This is a genomic window from Staphylococcus sp. GDX8P54P, from assembly GCF_017893165.1.
Lineage (GTDB): Bacteria > Bacillota > Bacilli > Staphylococcales > Staphylococcaceae > Staphylococcus > Staphylococcus borealis.
The window spans coordinates 1-17,990 of record NZ_JAESMM010000033.1 but is presented as its reverse complement, the minus strand read 5'-3'; the positions used below and the strand labels follow the sequence as shown (position 1 = coordinate 17,990).

General features: G+C 31.2%; 16 protein-coding genes. 6 read left to right on the top strand and 10 right to left on the bottom strand.

Features of this window, described 5'->3' with window-relative positions:
• Positions 1-184 precede the first annotated feature (184 nt).
• Both KA909_RS10630 and KA909_RS10625 read right to left on the bottom strand, forming a co-directional pair.
• Positions 185-739 (bottom strand): TetR/AcrR family transcriptional regulator, encoded by a 555-nt coding sequence (locus KA909_RS10630; RefSeq protein ID WP_193838676.1) that lies wholly within the window; start codon positions 737-739, stop codon positions 185-187.
• Between the two features lie 159 nt (positions 740-898).
• Complete coding sequence (locus tag KA909_RS10625) at positions 899-1,888, bottom strand: metal ABC transporter solute-binding protein, Zn/Mn family (RefSeq protein WP_193839901.1); 990 nt, start codon at positions 1,886-1,888, stop codon at positions 899-901.
• A gap of 277 nt (positions 1,889-2,165) precedes the next feature.
• Here KA909_RS10625 and KA909_RS10620 point away from each other — a divergent pair, with 277 nt between their 5' ends.
• Positions 2,166-3,044 carry a CobW family GTP-binding protein gene (locus KA909_RS10620; protein WP_193839900.1) on the top strand — a complete coding sequence of 293 codons (879 nt, stop codon included), beginning with the start codon at positions 2,166-2,168 and terminating at the stop codon, positions 3,042-3,044.
• A gap of 67 nt (positions 3,045-3,111) precedes the next feature.
• Here the strand turns inward: KA909_RS10620 and KA909_RS10615 are convergent, their stop codons facing one another.
• The 7 genes from KA909_RS10615 to KA909_RS10585 all read right to left on the bottom strand — a co-directional run bounded on the left by KA909_RS10615 (position 3,112) and on the right by KA909_RS10585 (position 12,275).
• Positions 3,112-3,639: a DUF3267 domain-containing protein gene (locus KA909_RS10615; protein WP_193839899.1), complete on the bottom strand. Its 528-nt coding sequence runs from the start codon at positions 3,637-3,639 to the stop codon at positions 3,112-3,114.
• Positions 3,640-3,725: 86 nt separating this feature from the next.
• Entirely contained in the window at positions 3,726-5,765 is a 2,040-nt protein-coding gene (locus tag KA909_RS10610; RefSeq protein ID WP_210130189.1) for an Ig-like domain-containing protein, read from the bottom strand.
• 29 nt (positions 5,766-5,794) lie between these two features.
• Positions 5,795-6,847 carry a zinc ribbon domain-containing protein gene (locus tag KA909_RS10605; RefSeq protein WP_193839897.1) on the bottom strand — a complete coding sequence of 351 codons (1,053 nt, stop codon included), beginning with the start codon at positions 6,845-6,847 and terminating at the stop codon, positions 5,795-5,797.
• Between the two features lie 6 nt (positions 6,848-6,853).
• Positions 6,854-8,167: a PrsW family glutamic-type intramembrane protease gene (locus tag KA909_RS10600; RefSeq protein ID WP_193839896.1), complete on the bottom strand. Its 1,314-nt coding sequence runs from the start codon at positions 8,165-8,167 to the stop codon at positions 6,854-6,856.
• 517 nt (positions 8,168-8,684) lie between these two features.
• The gene (mcrC, locus tag KA909_RS10595) at positions 8,685-9,725 is read right to left on the bottom strand and encodes a 5-methylcytosine-specific restriction endonuclease system specificity protein McrC (protein WP_193839895.1); all 1,041 of its coding nucleotides are present in this window, start codon (positions 9,723-9,725) and stop codon (positions 8,685-8,687) included.
• Positions 9,725-11,419, bottom strand: coding sequence for an AAA family ATPase (locus tag KA909_RS10590; protein WP_193839930.1), 1,695 nt, complete (start codon positions 11,417-11,419; stop codon positions 9,725-9,727). The genes mcrC and KA909_RS10590 overlap by 1 nt, the downstream gene beginning before the upstream one ends.
• Positions 11,420-11,471: 52 nt before the next feature.
• Positions 11,472-12,275 carry a Cof-type HAD-IIB family hydrolase gene (locus KA909_RS10585; RefSeq protein ID WP_193839894.1) on the bottom strand — a complete coding sequence of 268 codons (804 nt, stop codon included), beginning with the start codon at positions 12,273-12,275 and terminating at the stop codon, positions 11,472-11,474.
• Positions 12,276-12,417: 142 nt separating this feature from the next.
• Here KA909_RS10585 and KA909_RS10580 point away from each other — a divergent pair, with 142 nt between their 5' ends.
• On the top strand, positions 12,418-12,909 hold the full coding sequence (locus KA909_RS10580) for a peptide-methionine (S)-S-oxide reductase (protein ID WP_193839893.1): 492 nt from the start codon (positions 12,418-12,420) through the stop codon (positions 12,907-12,909).
• Positions 12,910-13,273: 364 nt separating this feature from the next.
• Here KA909_RS10580 and KA909_RS10575 read toward each other — a convergent pair whose 3' ends face one another.
• Positions 13,274-14,680, bottom strand: a complete 1,407-nt coding sequence (locus tag KA909_RS10575) for a glycosyltransferase family 2 protein (protein ID WP_193839892.1) — start codon at positions 14,678-14,680, stop codon at positions 13,274-13,276.
• 546 nt (positions 14,681-15,226) lie between these two features.
• On the opposite strand from KA909_RS10575, the gene KA909_RS10570 reads away from it, so the two are divergent.
• The 4 genes from KA909_RS10570 to KA909_RS10555 form a co-directional block, all read left to right on the top strand.
• Complete coding sequence (locus KA909_RS10570; protein ID WP_193839891.1) at positions 15,227-15,748, top strand: hypothetical protein; 522 nt, start codon at positions 15,227-15,229, stop codon at positions 15,746-15,748.
• Positions 15,749-16,040: 292 nt separating this feature from the next.
• Positions 16,041-16,211: a hypothetical protein gene (locus KA909_RS10565; RefSeq protein WP_193839890.1), complete on the top strand. Its 171-nt coding sequence runs from the start codon at positions 16,041-16,043 to the stop codon at positions 16,209-16,211.
• Positions 16,212-16,669: 458 nt separating this feature from the next.
• Positions 16,670-17,326 (top strand): HXXEE domain-containing protein, encoded by a 657-nt coding sequence (locus tag KA909_RS10560; protein WP_193839889.1) that lies wholly within the window; start codon positions 16,670-16,672, stop codon positions 17,324-17,326.
• 12 nt (positions 17,327-17,338) lie between these two features.
• The coding region (locus KA909_RS10555) for a TetR/AcrR family transcriptional regulator (RefSeq protein ID WP_210130188.1) at positions 17,339-17,990 on the top strand (652 nt) is incomplete at its 3' end.

Sequence of the window (17,990 nt, the reverse complement as noted above, 5' to 3'; positions counted from 1 at the left end):
TGACAGTAGTTGACGTAATTAAAAATGCGCTTGTAACAAGCTTCTTTTAATTTGGTCAACCTTGCCGGCAGGGCCCAAGCAAAGAAAATTTCATCAAGAAATTCTACAAGCTAGGAGCGGGATATCGAAATAAATTTTAGAAAAAATAATACTTTTGTCCCACACTCGATGTATTGTTGCAGATTTACTCTGCGACAGCTTCCTCTATAAATAACTGTGCGATATATAAGGCATGACTAGATGCTTCTTCAACACCGATAAGTGTCGTCATTGACGTCGCTCCTTCCATAAGCAACGTATATCGACTCGCAAGATCATGCGCATTCTTCAATCCACTACTGATCGCTAGTTGTTCTAAATATTCTAATAATCGCTTTTTATGTCCTCTTGCGATTTCTTCAATGTTATTATCTGTATCTGCATAATCTTCTATCGCACGTAGAAATAAATCACCCATATACGAGTAATCTTTCAACCATTTACAATGTGCTTTGACCGCACTAATAAAGGGTTGCTCTGGATGATTACTTACATAACTATCTAAATACTGCCAATAGCGTTCTTCACGCTGTTTTAATACTTCTTCAACAAGATGCTCTTTTGATTCGAAATGATTATATAAAGTCATCGTTGCCACGTTGGCTTCCTGTATAATTTGCTTTAAACCTACACCATTGAATCCATATTCATAAAACAGTCGCTCGGCAACTTCTAATAAATCTTTTTTCTTCTTCGACATCATTATCACTCATTTAAAAATAGAATAGTCGTTCTACTTTAAAGTATCAGAGATATTTTCTTCTGTCAAAAGAAGTTTTCTAATTTATTTAAAAAGACCTCATGACGCTTGTCATGAGATCTATACACGAAGGTCTGTCACCTTATTTTTTAAATCATATTATTCATTTTTAAGGGCTTTTTCAATTGCTTTAACGTTCTCTTTCATAAATGATTGATACGTATTTTTGTCGTCATCTTGTTGTTTCGTATGTGAGCCCATATTGTAGAATTTGATTGTTTTTGCATCTGTTTCTTTTCTCACTGTCTCTGCAACTTTGTTCGATACATTTTCTTCAGCTAAGATATATTTGACTTTATCTTCTTTAATTTGTTTAACAATGTTTGTTAAATCTTTTTGGCTAGGTTCTTCAGCATTCATATTTTGAATACCTTCTTGTTTGAAATTGTATCTATCTGCTAAGTAACCGATAGAATCATGTGAGATATAAACTGTTTTACCTTCATTACCTTTAACTGCTTGTTTCATATCTTTATCGATGCCTTTTAAGTCTTTAACTAATTTTTTATAGTTATCTTCATAGTAATCTTTATGTTCACTATCTTTCTTAACTAATTCATCTTTAATTTCTTTAGCAAATTTTTGGCTAATGACAGGATCTAACCAAATATGTGGGTCATATTTACCATGGTGATGATGTTCGTGCTCTTCGCCATGATCATGGTCATGTTCTTCACCATGTTCATGCTCATGTTCATGTTCTTCACCTTTTAATAAGTCACTATTTTTGTCTAATGCTGCTTCTAAAGATAATGTTTTATCTTTGTCATTAATTGCTTTGGCAATTTTCTTAGCTACAGGATCTAAATTGTCACCTGTGTATACGAATAAATCTGATTTGCCGATATCAACCATTTGTTTTTGACTTGGGTCATATGTATGTGGGTCTACTCCGTTTGGATAAACTGATTCAACATCAACATATTTACCACCGATTTGTTGTGCAAATGATTTTAATGGATAAACTGTCGTCTTAACTTCTAATTTACCTTTATGATCAGATGACTTTTCACTATCGCCTTTGCCACATGCTGCAAGTGATAACGTTAAAACAGCCACGAATAATAAAATAATACTCTTCTTAAACATGTACACATCTCCTAAATCAAAATCGTTACGTTTTATTATTCACATTAAATAGTGTAATTGTCAATGCTAATTTTTAAAATCTTAAAACTCTGACAATAGAAATAGATTTAATCTATCTTTATCTATACATTTTATTTTGAAAATGATTATATGTTTCGATATACTTTTTAAATAGTAATCATTACGATTTAAAAACTTGAATCTATTTCCTGTATCATAATCGTTATTTAAAATCATGAATGACATCACTCGTCTCATTCATAGTTAGGAGTTTATTATGGAGATTATTATTGTTGGGGGTTTCTTAGGCAGTGGCAAGACAACGACATTAAATCATCTGATTACAGACGCCTTGGATCATAACTTAAAAACCGCATTAATTATAAATGAATTCGGAAAAATGAGCGTCGATAGTCAACTCATCCATCCCGCTATCCCTATAAGCGAAATTGTGGAAGGCTGCATTTGCTGCGCTATGAAGTCCGACGTATCTCAACAACTACACGAATTATATTTAGCACATCAACCAGATCTAGTATTCATTGAATGCAGTGGTGTGGCAGAACCATTGGCTGTTGTCGATGCCTGTTTGACACCTGTCTTAGCACCAATCACTACAATAAGAAGCATGCTTGGTATTATTGATGCGAATCTATATGCGCAATTGGAAACATACCCTAGAGATATTCAAGCGTTATTCTATGAACAGTTAAGTCATTGTTCTACATTATTTGTGAATAAGATTGATATCGCTGATGTCGAACAGATTGCTCGTCTATTAAGACACCTGGAGGTTATTAATGGAGAGGCAAATATACAAGTAGGACAATGGGGAGAATTATCTTTAAATACATTGTTAAACGTGAAACATTTAGATGTTAAACAAAGTGGTTCACTACATCACGCAATCAATCATCAGTTAATAGAACCACCTCTCTCACAAACGAAAGCAGCGTTAATTGAAAGATTAACCCAACTCCCACAACAAGTTTACCGTGTGAAAGGATTTGTTCGTTTTACAGATCATGAATTGATACATCTAGTTCAGTATGCTGAAGGAGAAATGGAATTAACACCCGTTCAATTTAAATCAGACGTCCCTTTATATTTGGTAGTCATTGGCAAGCAGTTAGATGATATAGCGTTGGTATTATAAAACTAAAAGCACCCAACAGGTCATTTAATGTTGGATGCTTTTAAAAAATTTATTAATCATATCTTAATTATGAATGGATAATAATGCCTTTATCCGTTGTTTCAATGGTTGCGTCTTTCGGAGCTTTAATCATTTTCCAAACCCAATAGAAATCACCAGCGCAACATCCTGCATGAAATGTGGCAAAGAAGAAAAAGAGCCCCCGTGGAAACCACCCTAAAAATAACGTCACTATAAATAGCGTTGTAATAATGACAAACGGTGCAATACTACTAATTAAAAATGTGAGCGGTGTAAACGTCCCACCTGGTATCGCACAATAAATCATACCGCTAGCTGCCCCAAAGTAGACTTTATTCTTAGGTGAAAATAGTTTGAAACATACGCCGTGAATACACTCATGAATAACAAACATTAGTACAATAAGAATAATCACGAATAATGCGTTAACTAATACAGAATCAAAAAATTTAGGTGCATTCGAAAACTTCATAATAATATAAAAAATGATACCAAAAACGACAAAGCTAATATAAGAATATATAGCTAGCTTATTCGCCAATTTTTTATCTTCTAACAAATTAATTTCTTCCAAAGATAGCGCCCCTTTTGAAAGTTTTGTTATTACAATCGTAATATGATTTCGTGAAGTTCACAATGCATCATTGTTTCATTTTTAATTTATTTTACTTTTAACTTTAAAGAAGCACTCTTATTATTCGCTTTATCTTTAGCATACATAACGAGTGTTGTTCCTTTTTTCTGTGGTCTTATATTAATCGTATATGTTCCCTTAGCATTAACTGTCGCGCTCCCCAATTTGGTAGAGCCTTTATAAATATAAATGATTGACCCTTTTTCTCCTTTGCCAGAAATCGTTCTTGGCGCTATCTTGCTGACTGTTGGCTTTTTAGGTGCTGTCTTATCTAACACTGTTATTGTTATGATTTTACTTTTATTTTTATATTTATTAACTGTGTAAAGTTGAATTTTGCTATTCGCCAATTGTTTAGGTATTTTCATAAAATATTTGCCATCTACTACTGGCGCTTGCCCTATCTTTTTACCATTCACATAAGCATACATCGTCATTCCTGAAGTGGCTTTGCCTCTTATTTCCGTTGAAAAGTCTGCAACAGGATCTGCTGAAAATGATTGTACATTCTCTGTTCTTTCAACTTTAAATTGACCATTTAGTTCGTTGTTAGCGAACACAGGATTATATCTCATTTCATTACCATATTTATCAGCAGCTAATATTTGATCTATGTTCACAACACCTGTCTTAATATAATCCGGAAGTTTAAACTGGAATTTAACTTGCCAGTTACCATTGTCCAGTAGCGTCAATGTTCTTGTAGAATGTGTAAACTGCATTGGAATATATTGGTGAGTTCCTCTTTTGTAACCATATGGTTCAACTGTAGACATATCCGCACTTGCAAACATCAAATCACTTGCCTCTTCAATCTCAGCCGTAAGCGTCACAATGTCATTAGGATTATACACTTTCTTATCTAAGTTAATGTTCACCACTTTCAGATTATCATAGTCTGCTTTACGTGTTGATGAAGCATCAAATGCTGAACCATCATAACCACCTAATGGATCTGCTGTACTATCATTGATTACTTTAATTACAATATTATTGAAGTTACTTTTAGAGTTACTAGCATAATTATCATTCCAACAATTGATATCTAAATCAAATGCCTCATCCACCATTTTATCTGGTAATTTAATTTCGATTAATGATTCCCAGTTGCCATTGGGTTTCTTGTAGAATCGAGTTGTACGTCCTATGTAAGCTGTTCTATCAAAATAATAAGGCGGATCCATTCCATTCCAACCACCTAATCGATGAGAAAAAAGTTTAGCTTCATTGTAGATTGGTTTAACAAAATCTTTATTATGTTCCGTATATATTCTTACTGTTTCGCCTGGTTTATACGTTACTTTATCTGTTTCAATTCCTAATATACCTTGATACGTAGTATCGTCATCATCATATTTGTAAGTGCTATTTCCCTCTATGTAACTCATTCGTTCATCATTATATTTTTTAATTCTTCTAATTTCTTTTTCTTGATCACTTGTAGCATTAGATGAAACTGTATATTTTCTATTCACTTTAATTTGTGGTGTCGTCGCTTTTGGTGCACTAGTGTTGTGAAGTGTTTTGTTCGAATGACTACTATATTTAACTGATGTGTTTACATGTTTAGTACTATTTGATGTGCTATGTGTTTGTTCTTGCCTAACTGCTTTTTGGTCATTTATTTCCTTAGTGGGTGCAATTGATACCTTTGTTGATTGTGTATGACTCGTACTTCTTTGAATATTTGACGTGTTAGTTTGTGGTGCGTCACTTTTAGGAATGATTGATTGTTTCAAAGTCGCTGCGTCTGACTGAGTGAATGATTTATTTTGCGTTTGTTGTGCAGTGTTTACATTGGTATATGCTTGTTGCTTATTTTTAACATTATTTAGACTGCCAGTAGTCTTATTAACGTTATTTTGAACCTTACCATTCAATTGATTTTGTTGAACGGTTTCTGTTGGCGTCGCTTGTTGATTGTTTATTTTACGCTCAGCCGCAAAAGCTTTCTGCTGATTATCACCTAGAGTATGTGTAAGTATGCCTACCGCAATCATGCCTTGGCAAGCAATGATTGTCTTAATTGTCGTTTTGACTAATCGTTTTTGAATATTTTCTTTCATCTACCTATCCCCTTAATTTTTATATTGTCCTAATAATCCCATTCTTCGCCATGCCATTCAGAGGTGCTGCCATCACTTTTTTCTACGATGATTGCACGATGGGCTTTATCTTCATTTTCTTTACCATAATTAACTCTATAACTGAATTCACCTTCATCGACTGAGTGTATCCAATCACTACCATCTAACACATCATTCGCAATGGTTCTTGCTTCACTTGTACTTGATACTTCATCACTATCGCTGTCATCTGAATTATTACTTGGTAATTGATCGACATTCTCTATAGCTAATACCATGCCATCTTTAATTGTTACTAAGACACTAAAATCATTATCTTTGTAAGTATCATAAATGAGCGTATTGCCTTCTCTATCGTCAGGTTCACCGTAATGTTCAATGTAGTCGTCTTCCGTTATATTACTTGGTGTGATAATGACTTGGCTCACATCATCGTGTTCATCATATAAAACAGCTATATCTCCATACTTTTCATATGTACTACCTTGTAAATAGACTGTGCCATTCGATTGTCCGTATTTCGTTTCAACACCTGAGCGACTCATACCGTTGTATATTTCTGCATAGCCGTCTTTAGAAGGTGCTTTCGTATAGGCTTGGTCAAATGTATCACTAAAAATATCAATTTGAGCGCCGTGAGCATTATCATCTGACGTATTTGAACTTTGACTTTGTGTTGTATCATTAGAACTGTTATGACCTGTAAATTGATGATAAGCAAAATAAAGCCCATATACGAGTAAACCTAAAATAACGACTGCAAGTATGGCTAATAACACGCTTCCAAACCCAGAACGCTTACGTTGGCTATTATCTTGATAATGATATGCGTATTGATCATTTACTTCTCTATTTCTGGCAATTCTATTGTGATGACTGTATTGGTTATTTGGTTGATGGCTATGTTGATTATTTTGTTGATGACTTGATTGATTGTCATGTTGGTTGTTCGGTTGATCACTTTGTTGATTGCTTTGAGCATCATGTAGCTTAGTCCCACAGTTATTACAAAATGATTGATTGTCATTGATTTTGTGTCCACAATTTGTACAGTATCTCATTTAGCACTATCTTCCTTCCATTTCTAGATAATCATTTTGAATTTGGTTTACTTGATTAAGCCCAGATTTCATTAATATGAACACAAAAATCCATGCAATAATGATTAGGAAAATCATTTTCAAATTACTACTACCTAAAACTGTTATATCAGTATCCCAAATACAATGGAGAATTACAGATACAAAAAAGAAAAATAGAAAACGTTTATCTAAAATATTAGCCCAGGTAAAATGACGCGCATCTTTAACAATAACTGCTGCCGCACCAATGATAGCCGCCCATACTAAATGTCCACCAATTGCTGACCAACCTCTTAAAATAGTAATATCCATAATTTCAGTTAAATCTGGTGTACCAGTACTCAAAATCCCATAATTCAAGATATATCCTGCTGTTTCAAATACAGCAAAACCTGCGCCTATAGAAGCACCAATCAATAGACCATTTAGTATCTTGTTTGTTTTAAGATAGTTAATAAATAAGATAACTATAATGGCTTTACCAAGTTCTTCAACTAATCCTATTAAGAACGCGTCAGTAATCGTCATGATCCCATAAGTTTCTAATTCATCACTAAAAGAGACAAAATGATATAAAATGATCGTACTTAGTAGCGAGAACACGCCACCTATGAAAAACATTTTCAGCACTTCAAAGAAACTAATATTCTGAAACGCATTAGATTCATAGAAAAATATCAGACCTGAAATAGGAACAATGAGTGCACCTATAAAAATCAATCCAGGTAACGCATTCGTATTCGCAAATGTATTAACTAAAATTAATAAGATCATAAAAGTGATACCTAAAGCTAAAAACACACGTGAAAAGACCCATGGCTTAGCCCATTCTTGTGATACATCTTTAATGTGTGGTGTCGTATTTCTCGTACCAGCAATAAAAATGTCATCAGATTCATGCTTAGCATGAGATTTGAATACTTCTGAAAACATATCTTTTAAATTTAAACGCAACACTTCTTCATTACCAGCGATTCTACCAATTGATTTCGTTGTATTATTAAATAAATTCTTTGCCTCATATGCTAAATTCATATTTTCTGTCATTTCGACTTGTTGATTGTTATGAATATAAGCCCCTTGCATTGTATGATTATCTGTATTTGTTAAATCATAGCCACAATTAGTACAGAACTTGTCACTCTCATCTACCATTTGATGACAAGTAGGACACGTTAAAGGCGTTGAGATGCCCTCTTGATCCATGGCTTTCAAATTATCAGTCATTAAATCATGACCACAATGCTGGCAGAATTTATCATCACGATTAACATTACCACCACAAGCTAAACATTCCATTTAGTTGCACTCCTTATTTTTAATTATTATTAATACAAATATTTTAATTTATTTTTCGTTAAAATACTATTTAATTTTAAAGAATTTTTAAGGATTTATAATATATAATTAATAGGCGTTGCTATATTGAAATAATATTTAATTACAGTATCCAAAGATTTAATTTAAAGGTGAAATCAACTTATTAATTTCAAAATACGGGGTATTATATGCAAAAAAAATTATTAGCATATTAATTATTGCAATTCTATCTGTCACTCTAATCAAGCGAGTTGCATAAGGAATTGGATATAATCCAAGTCGACGTCGGTGGACCAGGTATATCAGCAGCTCATGAGGGTATTGATAATGATGGCGAAGATGTAGAATAATAATCGTTAAAAAAGCGAATGTGCTACTACGCGCACATTCGCTTTCTAATTTTTTAAATTTGTTCAATACTATTAAATATTCAATTGTCTACTAGATAGAAATTGGATATACACTAACTCCTACCACTAGCATTTCATCGTCTTATTTATTTTTTAATCAATATCTCTTTAACAATTTCATTCAACTGACGTGAGATATTAGCAAAATCACTATTTAAATCTAGGGTTCTCACATGTATATTATTGCCACTCATACAAAATGAATTATTTAAAATATATCCCTCATCTGTTCCAGCATACAACAACATGCCCGAAACTTTTGTACCTTCATCTTTTAAATATAATTCTTGATTTTTCACATATGTAAATATTTGATATAAATTCGCTGAATGTATCTTTCGTGTATCATAGTAGTTGCTCAACTGATTCTTATAATACTTTGCATCAATGATTAGACATTTGTTTTTATAGCTAATCATAATATCACTTTTCATAATAGGTAGTAAATTCAAATTCTCATTATGATCTAATGCCCACGGTATATGTGAAGCTGTAACAGTCAGCTGAGGAAACTCTTTTTTATAATATTCAAGTATAAATTTTTCATATAAACGAGCCATTTGTTGTTCATCTTCGAAAGTCATCAGTTGCTTATTACCTTCACTTTCTGACTGAATTACACCTTGATGAATTAAATAGCTTATAGAAATTAACATTTTATAAGTATGATTATTACGATTGAATGGAAGTTGCCATTGAATCATACTAGGGTTTAATATATCAACACCACTAAAATGAATTAATAAATTGCGTATCTCTTTCTTATGTTTCTTAGAAATATCAGTCTTTATTAATATTTGCATAGTTGTCTTTAAAATCTTGTTCATATATGTATTCATTGAAAATTCATCATAAGTACAATTAATACGTTGATTTAAAATGTCTAAGTTACGAATTGAATTTGTGACATTTACTTTCCCTCTGATAACTTTCAAAGTATCATCATGCTCAACGTATTCATGGTGGAGTCCACTCTTTAATTGACTTGATACTCCCTTAATAAGTATTGCTGAATATAAATCTAGTATATTTTCAAACTGCTCTGTAGCTAATTTTTGGTAACCCTTTTTGTTTAGTATAGTGAACGCATAAGAAAGCATATAATAAACATTTTTAATATTAATCATTATTTTATTGCATTCCTTAATTTTTCAGACCAAAAATCAACTTTCGAAGGTTCATCAAACCAATATTCATCTAATAATGGTATAATTTCATATTCTACGATATTAGACAGTTCCAACTTAGTTACAGAATTCATATTACTAAAATAACTGTGACCTATTACGAACCCTTTACCTAGCATATCATCTTGAGTAATTTCATTATTTAAATCTTCAATACACTGGATAAGCAATTCAAATTCGATATTATTCATTGCTTTAAGATAATTCTTAAATTTAATTGTATTAAAAGCTGGTTGCATATTATAAAAAGCAAAACGTCTACGTAGTGCATAATCTAAGATAGCCAAACTTCGATCTGCTGTATTCATCATTCCTATAATATAAATATTGCTTGGCACTGAAAATGGCTCATCTTTGTAAAGCAATCTCATTTCTTCGTCTCTTTTATCATTTTCAATCAACATAAATAATTCACCGAAAATTTTACTTAAATTACCACGGTTAATTTCATCGATAATAAAGAAGTAAGCATTCTCACGATCACTTTCCGCCTTCTTACAAAAGTCATAGAAAGCGCCAGTAGTCAGTTCGAACCCTGCACCATTGGGTCTATATCCCATAATAAAATCTTCATACGAATAGCTCTGGTGAAATTGAACAAGTTTAATACGTTCTTCTTTCTTACTACCTATAATTGAATACGCAAGACGCTTCGCTGCAAATGTCTTCCCAACACCTGGAGGCCCTTGAAGTATTACGTTTTTCTTTCTTTGAAGAAGTTGTACTAATCTATCATAGTTTGATTCATTAATAAAAACTTCATTCAAGAACTCTTGTTTGCCATAAATTACGTCATCCACTTCTTGTTTAGTATCTTTAGATAGCTTTCCATATTTAGTATCTTCTTTTTCTTTTATAACAGATTGAATTTTTTTTATCTTACCTTTATTTACTTCTTCAGAATAGCGCCAAGCTTCATGACTTAAATCTACAAAATTATCTATATTTGTTTCACCACTATTTAAGATTACTTTTAACATGTCTATTAAGTCTATATAATGTTCTCCTGTTAATTTTCCTTTAGGTTTTAGTTGCGCTTTAATTAATTCTTTAGGTAGTTTATATGTATCAAAAATATACCAAATAGAACGTGAATCAAAGTTTGCATATGTATCTGGATTAATCCAATATAAACCACTTGTTAACTTACTATTTCCAATACCCGGTTGATTGATTATCTCATTAAAATATATAATAAATTTTCTTTGATTATCTTCGGAACGATTTTTTGCGTAATTTAAAGCAGCTATAAATAACTCCCATAAAGTATCAATGTCTTTATCATTACGATATCCTTTGAAATTATAATATGTTGCGTTCAAATTATTAACTGTGGGAATGCTATCAAAACTTGTAGGCACTTTAGATTTAATATCAAAATATGAAGCAAATTCTGTAAGTATTTTCGTTTTATTAACATCCCTCATCGAAGCCTTATTAAATAAAGCAAATATAGTAAAAGGATCAATATCAATTAATATATTATCACTTTCTAAAGTAGGTAAGTTTATACCTGTTGTTTTATAGACATTGTTAATTATCTCAATTAATTCATTACGCTTATCTTGATAATAAACTAACTTTTCGGCTAGTTCATGGTAAAAATCAACCCAAGTTTTATCGATTGTTTCAATCACTATAAATCCTCCAATTCATTTTATAAATATTATATCATCGCATTAATAATTACTTTTCATCACTTCCAAGCAATGTATTCAGCGTTTCTATCACGCCGTCTCTATCATTATTAATAGCAATCAAATTAGCATTACGTTTTAGTTCTGGATAAGCATTGTCCATTGCAACTTTATATCGTGCATTTTCAAATAAGGGGATATCGTTTAGGCCATCGCCAAATACAATGGTTTCTTCGCTACTGATATTTAATAATTGTTGTAGAAAGCGAATCGTTTTTCCTTTATCGACATCTTTGTGTGTAATGTCTATCCAATTCTCCTCTGCAGCAACGATATAGAGATCATTCTCATATTTGTTTAAACCTTTAACATGTTCAAAGCACTGACCTTGTATGTCAAAAATCGTAATTTTCAGCATATCTTGATCTATCGTATTTAAGTCTTCCACAAAAGTTACTTTCTCATATGAACCTAGAACCATGTGTCTCTCTTTTTCGGAAATATGATTTTCCGCATAAGCCATACCTTCAGTACAAACAATCATTACTAAATGCTCATCAATGTGCTTAATGCGCTTGATTAACTGTAGGCCAAGTTGATTACTAAATGGCTTCGCATAAATGTTCATGTCATTGATTTTAATTCGAGATGCGCTATCCCCAATGATAAACACATCTTGCGTCAAATCTCCCACAATCGCATCCACGCGTTCATTTTGCTTTCCCGTGCAAAAAGCAAAGCGAATACCCTTATTCTTTAATTCCGATAGTAAACTTTGAAACTTCTCACGATTGAAAGTACTCTCTGAATTTAAAAACGTCCCATCCATATCAGTAACGACTAGCTGAAACATTGTAATCCCCCATTTATTTACTATATTTCCCTAAAATATCAACATGCTTTTGACGCAATCATACCCCTTCTGATTTGAATAAACAAATCTAATTCGTTATCATTTTAAATGAGAAGAATTATCAATTAAAGGAGTGGAACTTATGGAAACCGTTTATTTAGCTGGAGGTTGTTTATACGGCGTAGAGGCATATATTCGCACACTTCCTGGCGTTATCAATACGACTAGTGGAAGAGCAAACGGCATTACGAATACTTTAGACGGAGAATACGATGGTTACGTAGAAGCTGTTAAAACAGAATTTGATTCTGACAAAGTATCAGTTACTGACTTAATGGGTTATCTATTCGAAATCATAGATCCTTACAGCGTTCATCAACAAGGTCAAGATATTGGTTTAAAATATAGAACTGGTTTATATAGTGAAGATCCTAAACACCTTAAAGAAGCACAAGCCTTTATTGATGCTATAGAAGATCATCATCTTATAGCGACCGAAGTCTTACCGCTCACTAATTACGTTAAAAGTGCTGAAATGCATCAAAATCGATTAGAACGTTACCCTGACGATTACTGTCACCTACCTAAAAGTTTAGTATATAAATATAAAAATACTGAAAGTAAATCATTGTAGGTGTCGTAAACTCAAATTATCCATCACATATACAAATGAGTCCGCGACAAAAATAATATAATGAAGTTATTTTGCAAATTCGCAGTAGCTGACTGAACTGAGAAGGCGCTTAAATCAAGCTTTTCTCAGTTCTAGTCACCCTTGCGGAGGTGGGCGGGGCCCCAACACAAAAAAATTACAAAAGTGATTTTACAAGCTAAGCAAGTTGGGGTTCGGGGCCCCAGCAAAGAGAATTTCATAAAGAAATTCTACAAGCAAAGCAAGCTGGGAGTGGGACAACGAATTTAAAAAGAATTCTGTCCCACTCCCATATTTTTGTCTAATCTTATTGACTATTCTAAGATAATTATGTTTTAACTTTTAATTACTTCTTAATATATCCTAAATTACCACCAACTGTTTCATAAAAGTCAAAACGCATGCCCGATTTAATGACTGAACCATTTAAATCTTTATCATAAACTGTAAGTGCCAATTTCCCTTTAGGTAAGTGATCTGTTTTAAACTGAACACTATATTCTCCAGATTTGAAACGACTTTTCTTAATATCTATTACAATAAACTGAGTTGGGTCTTTTCGATTTTTAACTTCAAGATATTTTAAATCTGCATTTTTAGAAAGTAATTTTAAGAAAATCTTATCATGCTCTTGCTCGATTTTTAGCAATGTAGGGTGCATTCTTTTTTTATAATGTTTCCCTTTAAATGAGTAATAATAGATATCATTTTTCTCATGGAGCGGCTTTTCATCTTTTTTAAGATAAAAGTTAACGAAATTTAAAATGGCTTCTTTATCACCTTTGCGTATTAATTCTATTGCTCGGCGATTTAAATCATCATCTACATAATCTAAAGGATTGAAATTCTCTTCTATCATTTGAATAATATTTTGGAAAATAGGCAGTAATTCATCTATGTTATTAATAAAACGTTTTTTATAAAATTTAGCTTCTAAAATATCTTTATTAATAATACGGTATAGTAAATTAGGCATTAACTTATTATGTTTATATTTATTCATTAAATGTTTATAAGCTTCGCCTTGCCATTTCATTCGATTAATATTTGTAGAACTTTCTGATTTAACTAAAGAAATATTATCATCATATCGATTAGCACAATAAACAACATCTTGTGTCGTACTAATGCGCTTCGTATTGAAAAATACTTCAGCAAAGAATTGTAAATCTTCTCCGAAAATCATTTCTGGAAATTGAATATGATTCTTTTTAATGACGCTTGCTTTAATCATACGTCCAGCAGGTGCTAAATGATAAAACGATTTTTTAAAATATTTTAAATCTGCTTTGTTATATGCAAGTTTAGATAACGCCACGCCACTTCTAGCAATACGGTCACTATGCACATATTTTGTTAAACCAGTAGCATAGTCTGTCTTATTTGTTTTTAAAAGTGTATATAGCTTTTTCAAAGCATCCTCAGGTAACCAATCATCACCATCTATAAAAATAATATATTTCCCTTTGCTTAATTCGATAGATAAATTACGTGGTTTAGCTGGCGTACCCGAATTGGCATCTAATTGAACAAACTTATAATTAGCAAAGTCTTCTATTTTTTGACTCACAATATCGAAAGTTTGATCAGTTGAACAATCGTCCACCACAATCACTTCGAAATCTTTCATATTCATTGTTTGTTTCAAAACACTATCTAATGTTGTACCAATAAACTTTTCTTTATTATAGGTACTTATTAGTACACTTACCTTAGGCCTGTGATTAATTTCTTTATTTTTTATAATCTTCATTTCTATTCCCCTTTGATTAATCGTTATTTTGTTTATGTAACGTATTCACTATTCTTAAATAATCATAAAGTTTCAAAACATCGTTTATGAAGGTAATCACATAATGGATGTATTCCATCTGTTAACTCATTATCATGAGAAATTACGTGTTACCAATAACAACGATGACCCTTATATCCCATTTAGTTTTGAATTATCAGTTGAACACACACTTCACCGGGATGTGATAATAACATGTGTTCATACTATTAAATTACTTTATTATATATGACACAATACAAATAATAATTTGATTTCTAGTTTTAGTCAATAATATATAATAAAATTAACTTTATTTATAGTATATTTTATATTAATATATTTTTACTTAAACAAAATAATGGCAGGCTAGTTAATTGTATCGTCACCTTAATTAGTAGCAATGTGGCGAATCAAAAAGCGTAACACGATACTAATTTTATTTTAAAAAATCAAAAATATAGTAGATAATTCAATAATTAAAAGATAAAATTTAATTGTTGAATTCATAAATTAAAGGAGTCTAGTATGCAAAAAATTATAAATATATTAATTATCGCTATTCTGTCGGTCATTCTCATAGGGTTAGTCGTATTCGGTGTAAGTTTTGGTAAGGATATCTTAACTAAAGAGAATACAAAAACAGAAAGCGCAGCTAAAAACAAAGAAAGTAAGAAGGATAAAAAAGAAAATATAGAAACCGATAACTCACAAGAAATTAATACTGACTATCAAAATACTCAACAAAATAACACTTCAGCTGAAACAGCAATTAATGATACTCAATCAAATACAACAAATAATGTTACAACAAATGAAGTCAGAACCAACGAAAATGGTGAGGTCATACATAAAACAAAGCATGGGATTGATTACATTGGTGAGTTTAATTCTCCACAAGAAGAAGCTGAATTTGAAAAAGACGTAATGTCTCAATCAGGTGGTGGCTATACACCAGATGAATATAAAACAGATTATGAGAAACAAAAAGAGGTATATGAACAAGCAGCCCGAGGAGAAATTGAAGAGCCTGGTGCTAGAGTACATTAATAATAAATAGATAAATTAAATTATTAATTATATAAATAAAGGAGTAACGCATGAAAAAAACGATTAATATTCTTTTAATTGCAATACTATCAATCGTAATTTATTGATTTAGTGCTATTTGCAATAAACTTTTCTAAAGATACATTCATTATTGATAATACAAAAACTGATACTACTACCAAAAATCAATTAAAAGAGAAGAACAATAAAAATTAACTCTGATGACCAAATAGAAAACGAAACTAACGCTCAACAAAACATTGATCATAACGAAGAAAATCCAAATAATATTATGCGATTTGATACTAATAATGATGGAATTATTACTAGAAGTGAAACAAATAGTAATCCTGAAGCTTTAGATGCCGAACACAAGGGGCATTTTCAACCTGAACCTGATGGATTACCTGACGATCCAGAAGGATACTTTTTAACTGATAAGCAAAAAAAGATAAAGGATTAAAATAGTATAATAAATCCTAATATTATAGGTTATTAAATTAGAGAGGTGTCTTAAACACTTCTCTTTTTCTTATTATAAATTCGCCTTTAAATCTACGAATAAACATTAAATATTTCTTATATTTGAATTTGAAATAATCAATAATATAACTCTTATCTTTTCTATAATCGAATAACAATTATATATTCGACAAATGTAAGTTGCTCAAGATTACCTACTCCTCATATAAACATGCCGTTATACATAACAATTACTCTAACAACGCTAAAATCCGCAATATCCCTTTTAAAAATTATTAAATCAAAAATAATTGATACTAGACTGAATATATCCCTTTTTTTTATGAACTTAAGTTCAATTACTAATAACATAAAACTCTTTTTTAGTAATTACGTGACAAAAGAAAAATAATAATATATAGTTAGTAAGTAATCACTTACCAAAGAGGTGTAAACATTATGAATTTTATTCGAAATCACTGGTATTACTTCACAATTTTTATTTTCGTAGGGTTATCATTTTTCATGGGCTTTTATGGTCATGCAAAACTAAGTTCAATTCAAATTATTCTAATGTATAGTTTGATGGCATTATCTATTCATCAATTTGAAGAATATGTTTTCCCAGGTGGCGGTGCACCTGTTATTAATAAAGCAACTTATAAAGAAGATGAAGACTTCGACCATTATCCTGGTAATACATTATCAATCTGTATAGTGAACATTAGCGCTTATCTATTTTATGTATTAGCTATTATTTTCCCTCAATTTATTTGGCTTGGATTAGCCACAATGATATTTAATATAATGCAGGTATTAGGACATGGTATATCAATGAATAAAGCTTTAAATACATGGTACAATCCGGGATTGTTTACAAGTGTTTCTCTTTTTGCACCTATAAGCATTTATTACATTATTTATATATACAATGAACACTTAATAAATATTTATATATGGATTGCCGCTATTATTACCTTCTTTATAATTTTAGTAGTAACTATCATTTTACCTGTCCAAGCATTAAAAGATAGAAATACCAAATATATCATTTCAGATTGGCAAATTGAACAATTTAAAAAAGTAATAACTTTTGCCCAAAGAAAGGATAACTGATAGGAGAAATTTATGGATTATTCTAACGATATTAAAATTGACCTAGAACTCATTTTAAAGAATGAAAAGACTACACCAGGAAAAAGAAAAGTACTCATTTCAAGTATTAACTTATTTTCTAAATTTGGATTTAATGCTGTAAGTACTTCTGAAATTGCAAAAAATGCCGGTGTAAGTGAAGCGACGATATTTAAATATTTTAAAAATAAACGTGGTTTATTGATGGCTATAATCACTCCAATTCTTGAGCATTGCCTTCCATCTTATGAAAATATATTCGCAAATCAAATAGCGAAAAAAGAAAATTGTGATTTAAAAACTTTAGTACATCTCGTTGTAAATGATCGTATTCAGTTTTTAGAACAAAATAAAGATGTCATAACAATCATATTAAGCCAAATTTTAGTCGATGCTGATATTAGAGATAATTTAATAAAATATTTAGAAAACAATCATTTCGACAATGCATCTAAAATTTTTAAAGTCTTTCATAATACTCAAGAACTAGCGTCTGATATAGATTACAATTCTTTACTAAGAATTTTTATGGGACAATTACTAATTAACTTCACACAAATATATGTATTTAATGTTAAAGATAATCAACAAGAACAGTTAGTTTCACAAATATACAGAGCATTAAAAAGTCAAGTCCAGACTCCTG